This window comes from Paenibacillus sp. J2R1T-4, from assembly GCF_059692235.1.
Map to the genome: position 1 here is coordinate 713,002 of NZ_JCAUBA010000001.1, position 17,922 is coordinate 730,923.

Here is a 17,922-nt window from a genome sequence, read left to right on the forward strand (position 1 = left end):
TTCGACTATCATAACATGTACCTTTCCGAGTGACAATGAACCTACATTTGTTGATTTACCAAAATTTTGTGAATAAATCCTATTTTGAATAGTAATGATGAATAATAGTCGAGGGAATTTCATCCCTCCAAAGGAGTGAAGCCGCTTATGCAGCAAGCTGTTCCCCCATCCAGTAACGACCGGTTAGAACGGATCTTAGGTCCGGATCATCCATTATGTAAAGAAGACGTAATCTGGGTGCTCGAATTTGTCAAAAAAAAGGTGGCTGATGGAGATCCCCGACTTCTGGATCTGACTCAGCCACGACTGCTCAAAAACTTTCAACATTTCGCTGAAGCCGCCTCGATGCTGCTTCACCGCGGACCTTTCGGCGGTCAAGAGGCCGATCGCCTGCGGGTATGTTTGCAGGAAGCAGCACACGGCTTATATGTTCCTCGTACATCTGGAAAAAATTAGTTCTTCATCCATTCAAAGTGGAAGCTGCCCTCTTTGTCTACTCTTTGGAACGTATGTGCTCCAAAGTAGTCGCGCTGTGCTTGCAGCAAGTTGGCTGGGAGACGTTCGGTCCGGTAGCTGTCATAGTAAGCCAACGCGGAAGCGAAGCCTGGGGCAGGAATACCCGTTGCAACAGCGGTTGTAACTACGTGTCTCCATGCATCCTGATAGTTCTCTACAATATCCTTGAAGTAATCGTCCAAGAGCAGGTTGCGAAGCTCAGGATTGCGATCGTATGCATCCTTGATGTTTTGCAAAAATCTTGCACGGATAATACAGCCGCCGCGGAAGATCATAGCGATATTCCCGTATTTCAAATCCCATCCGTACTCTTCTGAAGCGGCTCGCATTTGTGCAAAGCCTTGTGCGTAGGAACAAATTTTACTGGCATACAAGGCTTTACGTACAGCTTCGATGAATGCTTGCTTGTCAACACTATCCGCCTTCGTCTGAGGACCCTTTAACAGCTTGCTTGCTTCAACGCGCTCATCCTTCATCGCAGAAAGCATCCGTGAGAATACAGATTGGGTAATGATGGACAGCGGAACTCCGAGATCCAATGCGCTTTGGCTTGTCCACTTACCAGTACCTTTTTGCCCTGCTTTATCAAGAATCACATCTACCATCGGCTTGCCTGTATCAGGATCAACTTTGGTGAAAATATCAGCCGTGATCTCAATCAAATAGCTATCCAGCTCGCCGTTGTTCCACTCTGCAAATGTTTCATGCAGCTCCTGAGGAGTCAGTCCAAGTACATCCTTCAGCAAATGATAAGCTTCACAGATTAGCTGCATATCGCCATACTCGATCCCATTGTGCACCATCTTCACATAATGACCTGCGCCGTCTGGTCCAATGTATGTGCAGCAAGCGTCATCCCCTACTTTGGCAGAGATAGCAGTCAGAATAGGCTCTACGAGTTTATAAGCATCTTCTTGTCCCCCAGGCATAATCGAAGGACCTTTCAATGCGCCCTCTTCGCCTCCGGACACACCTGTGCCGATAAAGCGGATATTCTTGGCAGCCAATTCTTTGTTGCGACGTTGGGTATCTGGAAAATAAGCATTTCCTCCGTCGATTAGAATATCACCCTCATCTAACAAAGGAAGGAGTTGGTTAATGGTATCATCAGTCGGCTTGCCTGCCATAACCATCAACAATATTTTGCGCGGAGATTCAAGGGATTGCACAAACTCTTCAGCACTGTACGTACCTACCAGGTTTTTCCCTTTGGCTTCGTTATTTAACAAATCCTTTGTCTTTTCAGGCGAACGATTGAACACGGAAACTGTGAAGCCCCGGCTTTCGATATTCAATGCCAGGTTTTTACCCATTACTGCAAGTCCGACAACACCAATCTGCTGCTTAGCCATTGTTCTGATTCCACCTTATCTTGTATGATTGTCTCTCTAGTTATAATAGCCTATAACGATCAAATTGTCATAGCCCCAAATCCACCATCTACTCGAAGCAATGTTCCTGTTACGAATCCAGAGGCTTTTTCAGAAGCCAAATATACAGCCGCCCCTTGCAATTCTTGCGGATCGCCGAAGCGATTCATAGGGGTATGTCCTAATATGGAAGCTGTACGCTCAGGGGAAAGAATCTTGCGATTCTGTTCTGCCGGGAAGAAGCCTGGTATAATCGCATTCACTCGTACACGTGCAGGAGCGAATTCTCTAGCAAGGAACTTCGTTACGCTGTTAACCGCTGCTTTGGATGCCGAGTATGTAAATACCTTCGACAGTGGTGGCTCAGAAGAAACCGATGAGATGTTAATAATGCTGCCGCCCTCGCCTTGATCAACCATATGTTTCCCAAAAATTTGACAAGCAAGTACTACGCCCTTCAAATTAACATCCATAATCGAATCCCATTCTTCCATCGTAAGCTCGAAGAAAGGAGTTGGACTATTCTTGCCCGGACAATTCATCAGGATATCTACTCGGCCTGTCCACTCTAACACTTCAGCAAGCACACGCTTCAAATCATCCGCACTTGTAGTGTCGGCAGTGAAGCTCTTGGCACGAGCGCCTGTCTCCTCCACCTTCCGTACAACCTCTTCACTTTTCTCCGAGTTTCTGCCTACGATCGCCACATCGGCACCGTAACCGCCATAAGCGACAGCCATTGAGCCGCCTAGTGTGCTATTACCTCCGATAATTACCGCTGTTTTGCCTGAAAGATCAAATAAATTCATCGTTCGTATCCCTCCGTTATTAAATGCTATTTAGGGGTGCCGGCTCCAGCATATTTCTTCTGAAAGGCGGCAATCGCATCGAATGGGTCTTTCATTTGCTTGTACACCTGTCTATAGATAGGCGTTAATTGGTTATAGATGTGTGTGTTTGCCGCATTCGGCTCATATCGGCCTCCGCCGTTCACCCATTCATGGATGGATGAGAAGTCTCGTGTTTCTCCAGTTGCGAGAAGAGCCAGTTGTGCTGCTCCTAGACCAGAACTCTCCACAGAAGGAGGAACCGTTACCGGGTTGCCAAGAACATCCGCCATCATACTGAGCCAGAAGGAGGAGCGGGCAAATCCGCCTGATGCGCGTATTTCTTTGGTAGGGCCGCCAACATCCTCCAGTGCCTGCACGACAGAATGAATTCTGAACATGACACCTTCCATAACCGAACGAATCATATGCTTCTTCTCATGGAACAAAGACAAGCCAAAGAATAATCCGCGAGCATTAGCGTTCCAGTAAGGAGCGCGTTCTCCCGCTAATAGCGGCAAGAAGATTAACCCGTCTGAGCCTGCATGAACAGTTGAAGCAATTTCGGTTAAGTAGTCATAAGGATCCATACCGCGTTTGCGGCCTTCTTCAGCCTCCAGAGTAGCTAGCTGATCACGAACCCAACGGAACATAATACCGCCGTTGTTAATAGCCCCTCCCACAACCCAGAAATCCTCCTTGAGCGCATAACAGAACAAGCGTCCCTCAGGATCGGTCAAAGGCTCGCGTACGGTTCCACGTACGGCTCCACTTGTCCCAATTGTGACCGAGTATACGCCTGGCTCGAACGCACCTGCTCCCAGGTTGGCAAGAACTCCATCCGAAGCTCCTACCACGAATGGAGTGTCTGATGGCAGACTGGTTTCTGCAGCGTATGTTTGCGTTAAGCCTTGCAGGATATAGGTTGTGGAGACCGGCTCGGACAGCTGCTCCCTGTCAATGCCTGCAGCTCGAAGAGCACCTTCATCCCAGTCTAGCTCCCTAAGGTTGAACAACCCTGTAGCGCTTGCAAGCGAATAATCGATCACGAACTTACCGAACAGCTTGGCGAGAACGAATTCCTTGATCCCAATAAATTTGTACGTCCTGCTAACAAGCTCAGGCTCATTATCGTTGAACCACATCAGCTTGAGCAGCGGAGACATGGGATGGATTGGTGTTCCTGTCCGCAAGTAGATCTCGTGACCATTCATCTCTTGTTTCAGCTTTGCAACATAATCTACACTCCGATTATCTGCCCAAGTTATGCAGCGGGTGAGCGGGGTAAGATCTCGATCTACCGCAATCAGGCTATGCATCGCAGAGCTGTAGGAGACGCATAACACTTCACTGCCGTGGATTCCCGCCTTGTTGATTACTGCGGCTATCCCGCGGATAGAAGCGGAGAATATCTCAAGCGGATCTTGCTCCGCTCTATCCGGACTCGGTGTATGAAGCGGATATTCAATCGCATGTGAAGCTAACACCCGGCCATCTCGATCAATTACCAATGTTTTGGTGCTTGTCGTACCGAGATCTACTGCGATCACATAACGTTTGGAAGTATTAGACTTTCCCGAATTCATTAGGCTAAATTCCCCTCGCTGTTAAACTTGAAGTCATAGGGCTCGCTAAGAATTTCAATATCTGCATGCTGACTGGCTTCCTCCAGCAAATTAACCGAGATCTCAATCTCTCCAAGATGAAGCGTATCCTTGATCCGCACAAGGCGGCATTTGGTGTAATCCAATATGTTGCAAGTCTTTACTGCTGCTTTGATCGCATAGAAGTCGTTCTCAAGTGTTGTCGCAATCTTGGTTGGAGCGCAGACCGTTGAAGTAAGACCGTTCGCATAAGTTGCGTCTCGATCCATCTTATCCACCAACCGTTGGGTTGTGAAGTCCGCTGTACCTACTCCGTTGGTGTTACCTTTACTTTCCTTAGTTACGTCCAGCACAATCATCTTGGATACATCGGGTCCGCCATGCGCATAAGGGGTCGGATACCGGCCGGTAACATTAGGATCCATCCCGTCGCCGCTAATGTTTTTGCCGATGTAATCAATGACCAATACATCGATCTGGTCGAACAAAATTTTGGGAAGCCGTGATTTCGCCTCTTCCAGCAATACAATTTCACGCTCTTCAATTTCAGCAGCCGCCAGAACTTCAACTACACAGGTCTGGTCATAAGCGTTCTCAACTAACGCAACCCCGAACAGAATCGGCAGCTTCTCTATCATGATCCGAGCCATAGCAGGCACATTCTCAGCCATGTATTTGAAGCCAAGCTGATGACAAGCTTCAGCACCCTTCTGCTTGCCGAGCCCGATGGCAATCATCTTCATGATGCCGCTCTCGATCGGTCCGCGAAAAGCAGTATGCGGCTTAACTCGGTTGATCACGATAATCGCATCCGCCTCAGACGCAAGCTTATCCACATATACTGGCAGACCATTCGGCAGTTCATCAATTTTGACAACTTCCATGGAAGAACGAATAGGTGCCCCCATTGCTTCCTCAGTTACCCCAAGATGGTGCAGCACATCAGCCTGACCTTCTGCCGTGGCTCCTCCATGGCTTCCCATACAAGGAACAATAAAAGGTTCGCCGCCTGCACCTTTAATCGCTTCGATCGTTACTCTTGTAAAGTCTGCAATGTTGGCAACACCGCGGCTGCCTACTGCTACCGCAACGGATTGACCAGGTTTGATTAGATCGATGGTTCCTGGCTTCTTAAACTCATTCTGCAAAGCAGCAATGTGATCTTCGATGATGGAGCCGTCAAACTTTTGGCGAATTCTAACCATCTGGGGAATGGGAATGTCCTGCAGCAAGGAACGTAATATGCTCATGATGGATGTAAAGCCTCCCTTTTCTTTGTAATGTTGTTATCCTACCCTGGGACCTACAGATTGTCTTACAGCAAGCTCGGTTTCCACTTGAATCGTTTCCGGACTTTGCAGTCTCTCTCCAATGACGCGCAGCAAGCTCTCTGCCGCGATTCTACCCATTCTCTCGACAGGGCGTTTCACTGAAGTTAGCGATGGAGATAAAAAAGCAGAAAACACATTGTCATCGAAACCTGCAATGGATATATCCTCTGGTATACGTAAGCCGCTCTCTGACACAGCCCTCATCGCCCCAACAGCCAGCTCATCGCCAGAGCAGAATACGGCCGTTGGCAAAGGATCACATTGAAGCAACTTCTGCATGCCGGCATAACCGCTTTCAAGATCATAATTACCTTTTACCTGGTACTCCTCTAACACTTCTAACCCGTGCTTGGCCATAGCTTTCAAAAAACCGTTCTTACGTACGTGCGAAGATTGAAATCCTGCTTTCCCTTCAATAATTGCAATACGCTTATGCCCGTGTTCAATCATATGCTCTACAGCACCGATTACCCCAGCCTCATCGTTAGACAGCACATTCACAATAGGAAGAGACTCGGTGTTCCGGTTAATGACGACTAACGGGATGCCCTTATCCCATACATGACGAATGAAGGATTCGTCATCATGGCTCTGGCTCATCACAATAATTCCGTCAAAGCTCTGACCCGTTACCGACGTGTACGACCCATTATAACTGTCAATTCCGTTCACAATCAGATGATACCGATGCTTGAGTGCGCTATGGGCGCCTAACACCGTCTCATGAAAGAATCCGGCTGTCGTTCCTTCATCAAGCGTCGAGAAAAACAAACCGATATGAAAGGAACGTGCTAGCACCAGACTCTTGGCGCTGTAGTTGGGTGTATAATTCATACTCGCGGCAATAGCTCGGATCTTCTGTTTCGTGCTTTCCTGGATGAGCGGGCTGTCATTCAGCGCTCTGGATACTGTTGTATGAGAGACGCCCACAAGTTTGGCAATATCTTTGATCGTAACCGTCATGCTACCACCTCTATCGTCTCGATCATAGCATATCGTGCACACGTTAACAAGATCATAAAAGCTAGTGAATCCGTGACTTAGTAAGGCTATTTGCAAGTAATAATGCAGACATAAATAACGCCCTCTGCCTAATGCTGACAGGGGCGTCTCATCCATATGGTTCTCGCTCACCAATAATCTCCATTCTCATTCTTATAGCTCCAACTGAATCATTTCTTCGCGTAATCCCATAAGCCGTTCTTTGCTTGCCGATACGGCTTCCTCCTCGCCTGCCACTAAGGCATCTTGAAGCACGGATAATTCATAATCCAGCTCCAGTCGAACAACCGCAGCACGTTCCTCGGCTCGCTTCGATTTGAAGGCTTGAATAATCTCTTCAATCGTAACAACAGGCTCTTTCTGGAACAATACCTTATGCTCTACTCCCGAGATTTCCACCATACGGATAATCTCTCCGAACATGATGTTCTCGATCAGAATCTGGCGATCCTTGAACCGTTTCACAATAGCATGACCGCGAGTGTCTCCAATCATCTTTTCCATTAGCTCAGCAAGCTTCTCATCCTTGAACGAATAATCGCCTACGATTTTGTATCGATCGCCGAGACGTTGAAAGCGGAGCTTGATTAACTTACGTCCAGAGCGGATCGAAATGATGAAATTATGTTCGTTCTCATTCCAATACAGAGAGTACCCTACTTGAATCAACGCCTTGATGAAATTGCGGATTTGCCGGCGATCAAAACGCAACTCCAAGTTGCAATACTCCACCTCGTAACTCTTGTTCACGGCAATCCCCTCCTTACAGAATTCCAACCATGTACAGCGTAAGAAACGACCGAAAGATCTGGAAAGACTTTCTTTCACCAGTTGTCAGTAAAAGGGGACTCTTTGACAGAATGTTCAGACAACTTTGTTTCTTACCTTTATCTTATTATGAATTTTATGTTTTAGCAACTTGGATTATTGATTATTTTTTCAATAAATCAATAAAAAAAGCCCGATCTTTTTGAGCAAATACAAGTTTCGGGAACAGGTTAAGCATAAAAACTTGACCATTTCACAAAAAAAATCATTTAAGCCTATAAACCCTTTTTAAAAGAACAAAGGTACACTTTTATCGTCTGAGTCATAAGATATTTTTATGAAATTCATATGTTTTTCTGATGAATAGGAGGCTGTAATGAATTTGTTATCCGATTGTATAACCCCAGCAATTCGTTCGATAAGTGAGCCGACAAGCGAGCAACTAATCGAGGCCCTTGTAACGTTAGGTGAGCAAGGGCATCTGCTAGCATCGGATATCCCTCAACCTGAAGAGCACGCATACGGAAGAAAGGTTTTATTTGCGAACGACTATCTAGAAGTCATATTAGTCCACTTACCAGCGTTTACTACCACTCGCATTCATGACCACGGTCAATCGATCGGTGCCGCTCTTGTGTTGGAAGGCCAACTTACCAATACCCTGTATTCACTAGACGAATCCGGTTCGATCCATCCTTATGAAGAGCAATATGTGGAGAAAGACCAGCTGTTCATTGCTGCGCATAACCAAATCCATCAAATGATTAACCTTACCAATAAGAGAACCGTTTCCCTGCACGTCTATGCTCCACCTTTAAGCGGTATCAAGGTCTACGATTGACTCCTTACGAGATGCCTTTGGGAAGCCGTCCAATTCCCACCGAGCATTTCATACATAGCCCCTTTAATAAACTAGATTTCTTCCCATAAAAAAATCGCCCAAGACCTGCTCTTGAGCGAAAAATGTATCGGATTAGGGCGTATTTGAGTACTCGGTTGGAGTGGCGCCTGATACACTCCAGTAATCATCTGAGAAAGGCGTTAATCTCAACGTATAGCCAACGTATTTCTTATCTGGCCGCTGAACAAAGGCATAATATTCATTCTCTGCTAGCTGTTGGACTGTAAATGCGTTTAGATGGGTTCCAAAAAAGCTTTCAATCGCCTTCCTCTGTCCGGCTGTATAATTTCCTGTATAAATGGGCTCATTCTTGATTCCCATTGTTACTTTTCCGCCCCATTTGGGAATAACCTGATCTACATGGACATACGTTTCCTTTGTTGCTTTCTCGGTGTGAAGAATAACTCCAGAAAGATCAAAGGGCATCAACTGAAGATCCGACCAGCGGAAATATGCGGAGCTGCCTACCAGATTAGCCAGTGCGGGATAACTCACGTTATTGTAGATCAAGTTATACCGAATGACATCCCCCAGCTTGATTTCTCTATACCCAAGTCCTGGTTCGCCTGGATTCCCTGGATTCTGGCCTCCAGGAACGACACCTGAAGGATTCGGAGATACTAGAATCGACTTCGTCGCTTCGTCCCAATTGACTTCTGCGCCTAATAACAAGCCTAAAACTTTTAAAGGTAAATAGCTGCTGTTGTTATAAATGAGCGGCGGATCAGGCAGAGCAACTGCTCTCCCATTAACCTTCACTGTGAAATCCGGCCGTAAATAAGCTTCCACTTTAACTAAAGCATCATCCGCATAAGCTCCAGCCGTAAAACAAACGCCCATCACTAGCGTGAAGGCAAGACTTTTAGCAATCCGACGTTTCCCCATCGTTCGTTCCCCTTTTTAGGTAAGACGCGCCCCTTGTTGTGACAACATCCGGTTTGAATTCATTATAACTTACCAAGACTATCCAAGTATAGCATGACTAACCACTCTGTACCGCCCATTCGACAACGTTTGCCTTCCTCCCTCATTTCGTGTACGGTAAGATAATGTTGTTTCAAGTATTCCGATTCTTTTCAGACGCTTTTATTTCTAGGAGGTTCATTTCGTGACATTTCCAATCTTTACAGCAGAAGACTTTGATGTTTTTACAATTCCAGGCCTTGAACCCCGGATGCAAGCTTTAATCGAGACTGTAAGACCCAAGCTGCAACAAATCGGAGATGAAACCGCCCCCTGGCTGTCGGCCGTATGCGGAGAACCTATGTTTGTTCATGTCGCCAGGCATGCCAGAAGGACGATAAATGCGCCCAACGATAGCTGGGTAGCCTGGTCAAACAACAAAAAGGGATATAAATCCCATCCTCATTTCCAAGTTGGATTATGGTCTACCCACTTATTCATTCAATTCGCTATTATTTATGAATGCAATAATAAAACACTTTTTGCTGAACGGGTGCTGGACAAGCTGCAAAATATCCGTAAAACGATTCCAGATCACTTTTTCTGGTCAGGCGATCACATGGATCCTTCCTTTACGATGGATAAAGATTTATCCAATGAGAGTCTAGCACAGTTGATCGAAAGGCTAAAGACAGTGAAAAAAGCAGAGATTTTATGCGGAATTGAGCTTAAAAGAGATGATGCTCGTCTTAGGCATCCAGCAGCTATTTCTGCAGTTATTGAAGCTACTTTTGAACAGGTTCTACCGCTATACCGCTTGGCTTTTTAAATGTTTCTATTGAACGCCTATAATATGGATGAGAGCTGTACATACTACTTGAGAGCTTCATCATTCTAGGAAAAGGCGGTATATCCCACCATGAGTCATTCTCACATGAAAGGAATTACACTTCGCTGCTTCTTGACGTTTGCGTTTGCAGTAGCAATCAGCATAGTAACATTGTCAAGCGCAGTTTCAGCAGAACCTGCAGTGAACGTACCGTCCGAGCAGCCATCTGCTGATAGCCAGGCTTCGGACAAGCTGATCAACCCCACTGGTGATCAACCGGGGAAAGCGGATCGGAAGCACTCCCAAATGCATAAACACAGCATGTACTTCATTACAGAAGCGGCCGGTATTATCGGGGTTGAGCCTGATAAGCTGAAGAAAGAGCTGAAGGCTGGGAAGAGCATTGCTGAAGTCGCCAAGTCAAAAGGGATTGACGAGGCCGATTTGATGGATCAGCTAATCGCCATCAAGCTGAAGAAGATTGAGGAAGCTGTCAAATCAGGCAAGTGGTCATCGGAGAAAGCGGAGAAAATGAAAGAAAAGCTTCCTGATCACGTTCGTCATATGCTGAACCATAAAGGGTTTCACAAGAGTCGTGAATCTGCATCACAAGAATAGAGCAATTCAAAGACCCGATTTCTCTCAGGTGAGTGAAATCGGGTCTTTATTTTACCGATGAGCTGATGTTAAGAAATCTGCAGACTCATACGAAAGTGCTGTGTCCAAATAGGCTTCCTCTCCATTCGCAATTGCAACATCCTTTCTCCCATCCCCATTCAGATCGGATACCATCAGTTTGCCCTTGCGAGGTCCCCATGGCCCCATTCTAGATAAATACTCGAATTTCAACGGGCCTATTTGCCCATACACCGCGAATGACTGTTGGACACGATTCCAGAATAGGATGTCCTGCTTCCCATCCCCATTGTAATCCCCTATCCTAACCGTTCCGTTATCCGTCACAGGCAGCTCCAGAGCAATTGCAGAGGAATTCCACTTAAGCGCAGCAGGATCAGGTGACAGTTGGATCCAACGTGTGGATCGTGCGAATGGGATAATTAACTCTTCCTTGCCATTCCCATCCAGATCCCCGGTTGTGAGCTGTGAAGGCTTCATCTTCCAGACCAAAGGAGGTAATGGGCGAACGGATTCCCCTTTAATGGAGACTGCCTCCAATTGGCTTTTATCTTGAGATTGGCCGGCGAGCACCCAACCTTCCTTGCCCTGATTGATCGCATATAGATCACTCCAGCCCGCAGAGCCGAATTTATATGAGCCAGCAGCGACAAATGCAGAACCATTCGAATGATACGACAGCCATTGTCCATCTGCCCGTAAGATCCACAAATCATTGCGTCCGTCACCATTGTGGTCGAATAATGTCCATACATCTCCTGTGTGGTATGGGATGGATGCCCAAGTCTTCGCATCGCCAACAGGTTCATTCCTATATCCTTTGAATTCACCTGCTTTTACTCGTATTTCTCCACGTTTAGCATCCCATCGTACAACATCAGCTTGACCGTCTCCCGTCACGTCAGCCAACTGAACATTTCGATCGGACACTTCCTCCAAGGGCACACTTTTGGCCGGGGAAAAAGGAATAAAGTCCGTAATCGGAATGAATTTATATTCTTTCTGTTCCAGCTGAATCAGAAGCTTCTGCAGGATGCTCTTTGCCTTGGCAGGGTACTTATACAAGGGAATGCCGTCCTGTATTACCGGGTCCCCATCAGAGTCCACTACAGGGATCAGATGCTTGAATTCCAGAAAGGGATGGAAGAAAAACGAAGGCAATCGATCTGCTTTATCGAGCTGCTTCAGAATAATATCAGCATCCCGATTATACGGAATGTAGGAAAGCGGAGTAGGCACATTCACCGCACCTAACGAAGTCTCTCCTACACGCGTATTGCGAGCCGGCGAGTATTGCGTGGTTACCGTATTCCGATCCTTATGCATATCCGCTTGGTAAAGGAGACCAAAATAACACCGGAACACTTCATCTTGTTCTGGTGTTGTCTGATAATGAGGAGCCTCCCAGAATTTAGGTTGAATGTTAATTCCATCGAATATTTGTTTCGCTTCTTCGACTCTTTTCTGAGCATACTTGGGTGAATTGGTTTCTTCCACATCCAACACATTGAATTCGTTGCCAATACCGGACTCATGTTGACCGTCCGCTCGTCGCACATCGCCAACCTGATGCGTATATCCGTGCATTCCAATAACTGCACCGCTCGACTCTGCCTGCTTCAGCAAATGAACGAATGACTCCACGTATGGATCGTCAGATTTATCAAGGGAGACATCATAGCGCTTACCATCCTTAGCAATATCGATCCAACGCGGGATGACCGCCATCTGATACCGCACCTTATATTCTTTTAACAGTTCCATAACGGCTCTAAGCTTGCCTAATTGTTCGGGCCCCTCGTATTGTCCTCCAGGACCAACATCTTCCAGACGCATAAGGATGTATTTGGGTTGATTATCATTACCCACCGCAGATATATACGGAATGGAGTTAAAGGAAACGATCATTAATACGCATACGATGAACAGACGCATCTTCTTTGACAATGGCGGAGCTTTTATTTTCATTGATGTAATCTCCCCCTGATGACTATGAGTTTCAAGAACGCTGCCATGAAGAAGCGGGTTGTTTTGCATCAATTATATGCTAATGTGTTTTCAAAGTCATCAACAAAAAAAATACTCCTTTTGGAGTATTTTTAGGCTGCTGGTTCGGCAATTTGACTATGCTTGTCCGCTCCTATAAAGCCGATCACGAGAGTAATAGCTGCAAGACACAAGACACCGCCGATTAAAAATGGTAAATGAATGTTTAAGTGAAATGCGCTAATCCCCATCAAGGGACCGGCAATTCTCCCCAAGCTGTCCATGGAAGAGCTTAGCCCGGAAGCAACTCCTTGTCCCACTCTCGTCTTCTGTGTAATCAATGAAGTTACACAAGGACGAATCAAAGCATTTCCAGCGGCAAAAACCGTCATAAATATAGTAGCCGTAAGCAGACTGGATGAAAGTAGAATCAGGAAGAACCCGATCGCGGACAAGGTAAGACCGATTCCAATTACTTTCGACTCGTCTCCGGACTTAATAAACCTTCTTACAACCCCGCCTTGTATAGCAGCACCAACAATACCGCTTACGAGGAACATGATCCCCATATCCATAGGTGTGGCTCCGAACTTCTGAATTTCGAAATATTGCAGCGTTGCTTCTAGTCCTGCGAGTGTAAAAGATACAAAGAAAGACAGCACATATAAATACTTCAAGGATCCAGCAAAGGCAGTCCAACGAGAGGCTCTGCGTTCTTTACGAGCGGTTCGTTTGTCTGGCGACAGCGACTCCTTCAACACGACCGATGCGAATACAAAGGTTACCAATGCAAGCGCCGAGGAGGTGTAGAACGGAACCTGATGACCGAAGTAACTCAGCAATCCACCAATGGCAGGACCGAAAATGAAGCCCAACCCGATTGACATCCCAACCAGACCCATGCCTTTGGTTCGGTTCTCATTGGAAGTTATATCGGCTACATAGGCGACCGCGCATGCTGTAGCAGCACCTGAGAATAGACCGCCTAACAATCTAGATACATACAGCAGCCACAATACGCCATCTGCAAGTCCGAACAATAAGAAACTGACTGAGAAGCCTACAAGTCCAGTTAATAATACCGGCCTCCGGCCAATTCGATCTGAGAGTCCCCCCCAGAAAGGAGACATCAGGAAAGATACTGCGGAATATAGCATCAACATCATACTCAAGTGAAAGGGTGAAACCATTTCGGGCATAATCGGAATGATAATCCCGAAGCCGATAAATATGGTCACAAGGATCAACATGATAGTTAACATCTGCTTGTTCATTTGTGTTTAATGCCTCCTGCTTTAGTGCGGGTTACGGGTAGTTAATCGCCCTTATCTTACCATAACTTTTCGATCAATAGAAATGAACAATTGGAGAACGTACAAGACGAGAAGCACGATACCGCTTGCGATGAATGGAGCATGGTAGCCGATATGATCCGACAGAAGCCCCGAAACAATGGGACCCATTACAGTACCGGAGCCCTCAATAGTCAAGAAGAACCCCCATACAGCCCCGCGCTTCTCTTTTGGAATAACAGATGCAATTAATGCGTTCCAGGAAGGGATTAATAGGGCATACCCCGCACCAAGTATGGCAACCATAATGAGCAGCAGTGCCATACCTTCTACGTATGTGAATACAAGTAAAGAAACCGCACTAATGATAAGTCCCGCATGAACGAACCAGCTTGCACCATAGCGGTCAACAAGCTTACCTACGGGAATCAGGAATAACACAGTAATGGCTCCCCCTGTAATCAGGAATAAGCTGTACTGCTCAGGTGTGAGCATCAGTATGCTTCGAGCGTAGATCGTCAAGACCGGAATTAGCAGCCCCAACGCAAAAGTCTGCAAGAACATGGCTGGATAGAACACCCAATTGACATTCAGGGAAGCTTTCACTTCGGCAATGTAACGTCTGGAGCGATCTGTCCGATCTGTAATCCACTCCTGGAATCGTGTCAACTTGCTTACTTGTTTACGTGCAGGATCAGCATTCGGATTGCGGGATTGAAACATCGCTTTCCATCCCCCGCTATCTTTCTGGCCTGGCAAGAACATCGCAACAATTACGCTAATTCCCATAAGAACCAGGAGAATCCGAAATGCCGTAGTGTATGTATCGGTAACAAAGAAATTAATAACCACGGGTCCAACTCCTACACCGGACAGCCAAGCCATATAAATGACACTCATCATTGTTCCATTCGATTCATGTCCACCTTCTTCCGTTGCTCCTGTAATGACACATGGCCATAGAGGAGATGTACCTATCCCGAGCAGGGCGCAAGCAAAGATGATCCATGAGAAATGCGAGAACATAATCAGAATAAGCACCGATATAAAAGTGAGAATAACACCTGTCAGCATAACAGGGCGATACCCAGCTTTATCAATCATCCAACCGATCGGTCCACGAAAAGCGTTGTCACCGATATATTGCACGGCCATGGTCCAACCTATGATAAAGGCAGAAATACCAAGTGCGGATTGCATATAAACCGGAAGAATAGAGATAAGGACAGCACCCTTTACAAACTCTACAAGAAACATGATTACGAGCAGTTGCATGACGAATGGTGTAAATATTTTTTTCTGTTTAAGCCAAAATGATTGAATACCTTTCATCTCTTCCACCTCTAGTGTTGCAAGATACTATCAGTTTATCCCTATAAAGCTAAGGAAAACCCTATGTTGCCCTTGCATCCGAATTTGTTTTTGATATACTCAAGCTTGTTACTTAATAACAAAAGAATTTTGTCGAAGGGCAGGGATGACTAGATGGACCACCATCGCACTCCCCTTTTTACCGCGCTCCTAGAGCACGCAGCCAAAAATCCAATACAGTTTCACATTCCCGGTCATAAGAAGGGAGCTGGAGCTGATAAGGAATTTCGTTCCTTTATTGGAGATAATGCACTTTCCATTGACTTAATCAATATAGCACCATTGGATGATCTACATCAACCGACCGGTGTAATTGAAGAAGCACAGCAGTTGGCAGCTAATGCTTTTGGCGCCGACTATACTTATTTCTCCGTTCAAGGTACGAGCGGTGCTATTATGACTATGATCTTATCCGTATGCGGCGAGGGTGACAAAATCATTATCCCTCGCAACGTCCATAAGTCAATTATGTCGGCCATCATATTCGCTGGAGCGAAGCCTGTGTTTATCTCCCCGGTCAGCGATACTAACCTCGGGATTGATCACGGCATCACTACTAGCGCCGTTAGACGCGCCCTTAAGCGTCATCCAGATGCTAAAGCTGTACTTGTTATTAACCCAACTTACTTCGGAATATGCGCGAATCTTCAAGAAATTGTTGAGCTCGTACATAGCTATGACATTCCTGTTCTAGTCGATGAAGCACATGGGGTATTAATTCATTTCCACGAGGATCTCCCCGTGTCGGCAATGCAGGCAGGTGCTGATATGGCTGCGACCAGTGTTCATAAGCTGGGAGGCTCGATGACGCAGAGCTCGGTGTTGAACATCCAAGGGAAGCGTGTTAATCCGAAGCGTGTACAGACCATTATTAGTATGCTGACGACAACCTCAACTTCTTACTTGCTGCTTGGTTCGCTTGATACCTCACGCCGCAATTTGGCTCTGAATGGCCGTTCCATGGCGGAGTATGCTATCGATTTAGCTCAGTATGCGCGTAAAGCAATAAATGAAATTCCAGGCTTATACTGCTTCGGAGAAGATATTATCGGGACAGAGGCTACGTTTGCTTATGATCCGATGAAGCTTACTATCCATGTGCGTCATCTTGGGTTAACTGGTTATGATGCAGAGAATTGGTTAAGAGAGCATGCCAACATCGAGATCGAACTAAGTGATATGTACAATATTCTTTGTCTGGTCACTCCAGGCGATAACAGGGAAACGATCGACCTGCTGCTTGCCGCACTCGTCGAGATGGCCAAGGGCTATGACCCTAATAATCCGCCGCGCGAGATTAACATTGAGATTCCTGAAGTGCCGCAGCTGTCTCTCTCACCAAGAGATGCATTCTATGGGGACACTGAGATTGTTCCGTTCAAAGAGTCCGCCGGCCGGATTATTGCTGAATTTATTTATGTGTACCCCCCTGGCATTCCTATTCTGCTGCCTGGGGAAGTGATCTCACAAGTGCATGTTGACTATATTGTCGATCATGTGGAAGTAGGCTTGCCTGTCAAAGGACCCGAAGATCGTTCCATCCAACATGTAAAGGTTATTGTAGAAACAACGCCAATTACTTAATATCAGAAAAAGCCGTCTGGTTCCTGAGCTGCACCCCAATTGTTAGACACATCTAACAATTGGAGGTGCAGTTTTTATGTCCAAGTATACTTTGGAAATAAAACTAAGGGCCGTATTGAGATATTTAGAGGGCCAAGAAAGTTTTAAATCGATAGCAAAAGAATTAAGAACGTGCTCTGCTGTCGTTATGAACTGGGTGAATCAATATAAATATCAAGGGGCTGAAGCGTTCAAGAAATCCTGTACAAGTTATTCTACTCAGTATAAACTAGACGTACTCAATTATATGATCGAAAATGGGACGTCACCTAATGAAACAGCAGCCATATTCAACATATCTGAACCCAGTATGATTCGGAAATGGAGAAGAGGACTGGAGAAAGAAGGAGTAAACGCCCTCAACTCAAAGAAAGAGGGGCGTCCATCTATGAAAAATGAAAACCAAAAGGCAACGAAGAAGCCGGTAGCAGATGAAGGTACTAGCGAGGCTTTACTCGCAGAGATAGAACGTCTACGGATGGAGAATGCGTATTTAAAAAAGTTGAATGCCTTAGTTCAAAACAAGGAAAAATCACCAAAAAAGACAAAGCCCAAGTCGTCTATGAACTAAGGAACAAATTTTCGGTGAGAGCACTCCTGCAGTTCGCAGGTATCCCACGAAGCACGTATTATTATTGGATAAAAAACGTTGGTCGACCAGATCCAGATGCGGAGCTAAAGAAATTAATTCAAGAGATTTATGATGAGCATGAAAGGCGTTATGGCTATCGTCATATTCAGGATGAATTGAAGAATCGGGAACACCAGCTAAACCACAAAAAGGTTCAGCGTATCATGAAAGAATTAGGATTGAAGTGTGTGGTTCGTATGAAGAAGTATCGCTCGTATAAAGGAACCGTTGGCAAGATTGCGCCGAATGTTCTAGAACGCAATTTCCAAGCAAAAAAGCCCAATGAGAAATGGGTTACAGACATTACGGAGTTTAAATTATTTGGAGAGAAA

15 protein-coding genes and 1 pseudogene are annotated in these 17,922 nt (G+C 45.9%); 6 read left to right on the top strand and 10 right to left on the bottom strand.

From position 1 onward, the window contains the following. Window positions 1-147 precede the first annotated feature (147 nt). Window positions 148-456, top strand: coding sequence for a hypothetical protein (locus AC58QD_RS03415; RefSeq protein WP_497329992.1), 309 nt, complete (start codon window positions 148-150; stop codon window positions 454-456). Here AC58QD_RS03415 and gnd read toward each other — a convergent pair. Genes gnd through AC58QD_RS03445 form a run of 6 tightly spaced genes read right to left on the bottom strand, consistent with a single transcriptional unit; the run spans window position 453 to window position 7,400 of the window. Further along, window positions 453-1,868 carry an NADP-dependent phosphogluconate dehydrogenase gene (gnd, locus tag AC58QD_RS03420; protein ID WP_497329994.1) on the bottom strand — a complete coding sequence of 472 codons (1,416 nt, stop codon included), beginning with the start codon at window positions 1,866-1,868 and terminating at the stop codon, window positions 453-455. The genes AC58QD_RS03415 and gnd overlap by 4 nt on opposite strands. Window positions 1,869-1,927: 59 nt before the next feature. Then, entirely contained in the window at window positions 1,928-2,695 is a 768-nt protein-coding gene (locus AC58QD_RS03425) for an SDR family oxidoreductase (protein WP_497329996.1), read from the bottom strand. 26 nt (window positions 2,696-2,721) lie between these two features. Next, window positions 2,722-4,299 carry a gluconokinase gene (locus AC58QD_RS03430; protein WP_497329998.1) on the bottom strand — a complete coding sequence of 526 codons (1,578 nt, stop codon included), beginning with the start codon at window positions 4,297-4,299 and terminating at the stop codon, window positions 2,722-2,724. Next, window positions 4,299-5,567: a nickel pincer cofactor-dependent isomerase, group 22 gene (locus tag AC58QD_RS03435; protein ID WP_497330000.1), complete on the bottom strand. Its 1,269-nt coding sequence runs from the start codon at window positions 5,565-5,567 to the stop codon at window positions 4,299-4,301. Before AC58QD_RS03435 ends, AC58QD_RS03430 begins: the two co-directional genes overlap by 1 nt. A gap of 36 nt (window positions 5,568-5,603) precedes the next feature. Then, window positions 5,604-6,782: a LacI family DNA-binding transcriptional regulator gene (locus AC58QD_RS03440; RefSeq protein WP_497330002.1), complete on the bottom strand. Its 1,179-nt coding sequence runs from the start codon at window positions 6,780-6,782 to the stop codon at window positions 5,604-5,606. A 21-nt stretch (window positions 6,783-6,803) separates the two neighbouring features. Beyond that, entirely contained in the window at window positions 6,804-7,400 is a 597-nt protein-coding gene (locus AC58QD_RS03445; RefSeq protein WP_497330004.1) for a YkzI domain-containing protein, read from the bottom strand. Window positions 7,401-7,794: 394 nt separating this feature from the next. Here AC58QD_RS03445 and AC58QD_RS03450 point away from each other — a divergent pair, with 394 nt between their 5' ends. Next, on the top strand, window positions 7,795-8,259 hold the full coding sequence (locus AC58QD_RS03450) for a cysteine dioxygenase (RefSeq protein ID WP_497330006.1): 465 nt from the start codon (window positions 7,795-7,797) through the stop codon (window positions 8,257-8,259). Between the two features lie 132 nt (window positions 8,260-8,391). Here AC58QD_RS03450 and AC58QD_RS03455 read toward each other — a convergent pair whose 3' ends face one another. Continuing rightward, on the bottom strand, window positions 8,392-9,204 hold the full coding sequence (locus tag AC58QD_RS03455) for a stalk domain-containing protein (RefSeq protein ID WP_497330008.1): 813 nt from the start codon (window positions 9,202-9,204) through the stop codon (window positions 8,392-8,394). Between the two features lie 223 nt (window positions 9,205-9,427). Here AC58QD_RS03455 and AC58QD_RS03460 point away from each other — a divergent pair, with 223 nt between their 5' ends. Together AC58QD_RS03460 and AC58QD_RS03465 are read left to right on the top strand one after the other, a co-directional pair. Beyond that, complete coding sequence (locus tag AC58QD_RS03460) at window positions 9,428-10,051, top strand: YktB family protein (RefSeq protein ID WP_497330010.1); 624 nt, start codon at window positions 9,428-9,430, stop codon at window positions 10,049-10,051. A 90-nt stretch (window positions 10,052-10,141) separates the two neighbouring features. Then, window positions 10,142-10,669, top strand: coding sequence for a hypothetical protein (locus AC58QD_RS03465; protein WP_497330012.1), 528 nt, complete (start codon window positions 10,142-10,144; stop codon window positions 10,667-10,669). Between the two features lie 51 nt (window positions 10,670-10,720). On the opposite strand, the gene AC58QD_RS03470 is transcribed toward AC58QD_RS03465, so the two are convergent. From AC58QD_RS03470 to AC58QD_RS03480, 3 genes are all read right to left on the bottom strand, one after another. Further along, entirely contained in the window at window positions 10,721-12,655 is a 1,935-nt protein-coding gene (locus AC58QD_RS03470) for a DUF2334 domain-containing protein (RefSeq protein ID WP_497330014.1), read from the bottom strand. 131 nt (window positions 12,656-12,786) lie between these two features. Then, window positions 12,787-13,947, bottom strand: coding sequence for an MFS transporter (locus tag AC58QD_RS03475; protein WP_497330016.1), 1,161 nt, complete (start codon window positions 13,945-13,947; stop codon window positions 12,787-12,789). A 51-nt stretch (window positions 13,948-13,998) separates the two neighbouring features. Continuing rightward, window positions 13,999-15,297: an MFS transporter gene (locus AC58QD_RS03480; RefSeq protein WP_497330018.1), complete on the bottom strand. Its 1,299-nt coding sequence runs from the start codon at window positions 15,295-15,297 to the stop codon at window positions 13,999-14,001. 153 nt (window positions 15,298-15,450) lie between these two features. Between AC58QD_RS03480 and AC58QD_RS03485 the strand changes: the two genes are divergently transcribed. Beyond that, window positions 15,451-16,920, top strand: coding sequence for an aminotransferase class I/II-fold pyridoxal phosphate-dependent enzyme (locus AC58QD_RS03485; RefSeq protein ID WP_497330020.1), 1,470 nt, complete (start codon window positions 15,451-15,453; stop codon window positions 16,918-16,920). A gap of 76 nt (window positions 16,921-16,996) precedes the next feature. Beyond that, a pseudogene (locus AC58QD_RS03490) lies at window positions 16,997-17,922 on the top strand (IS3 family transposase); the annotation flags it as partial.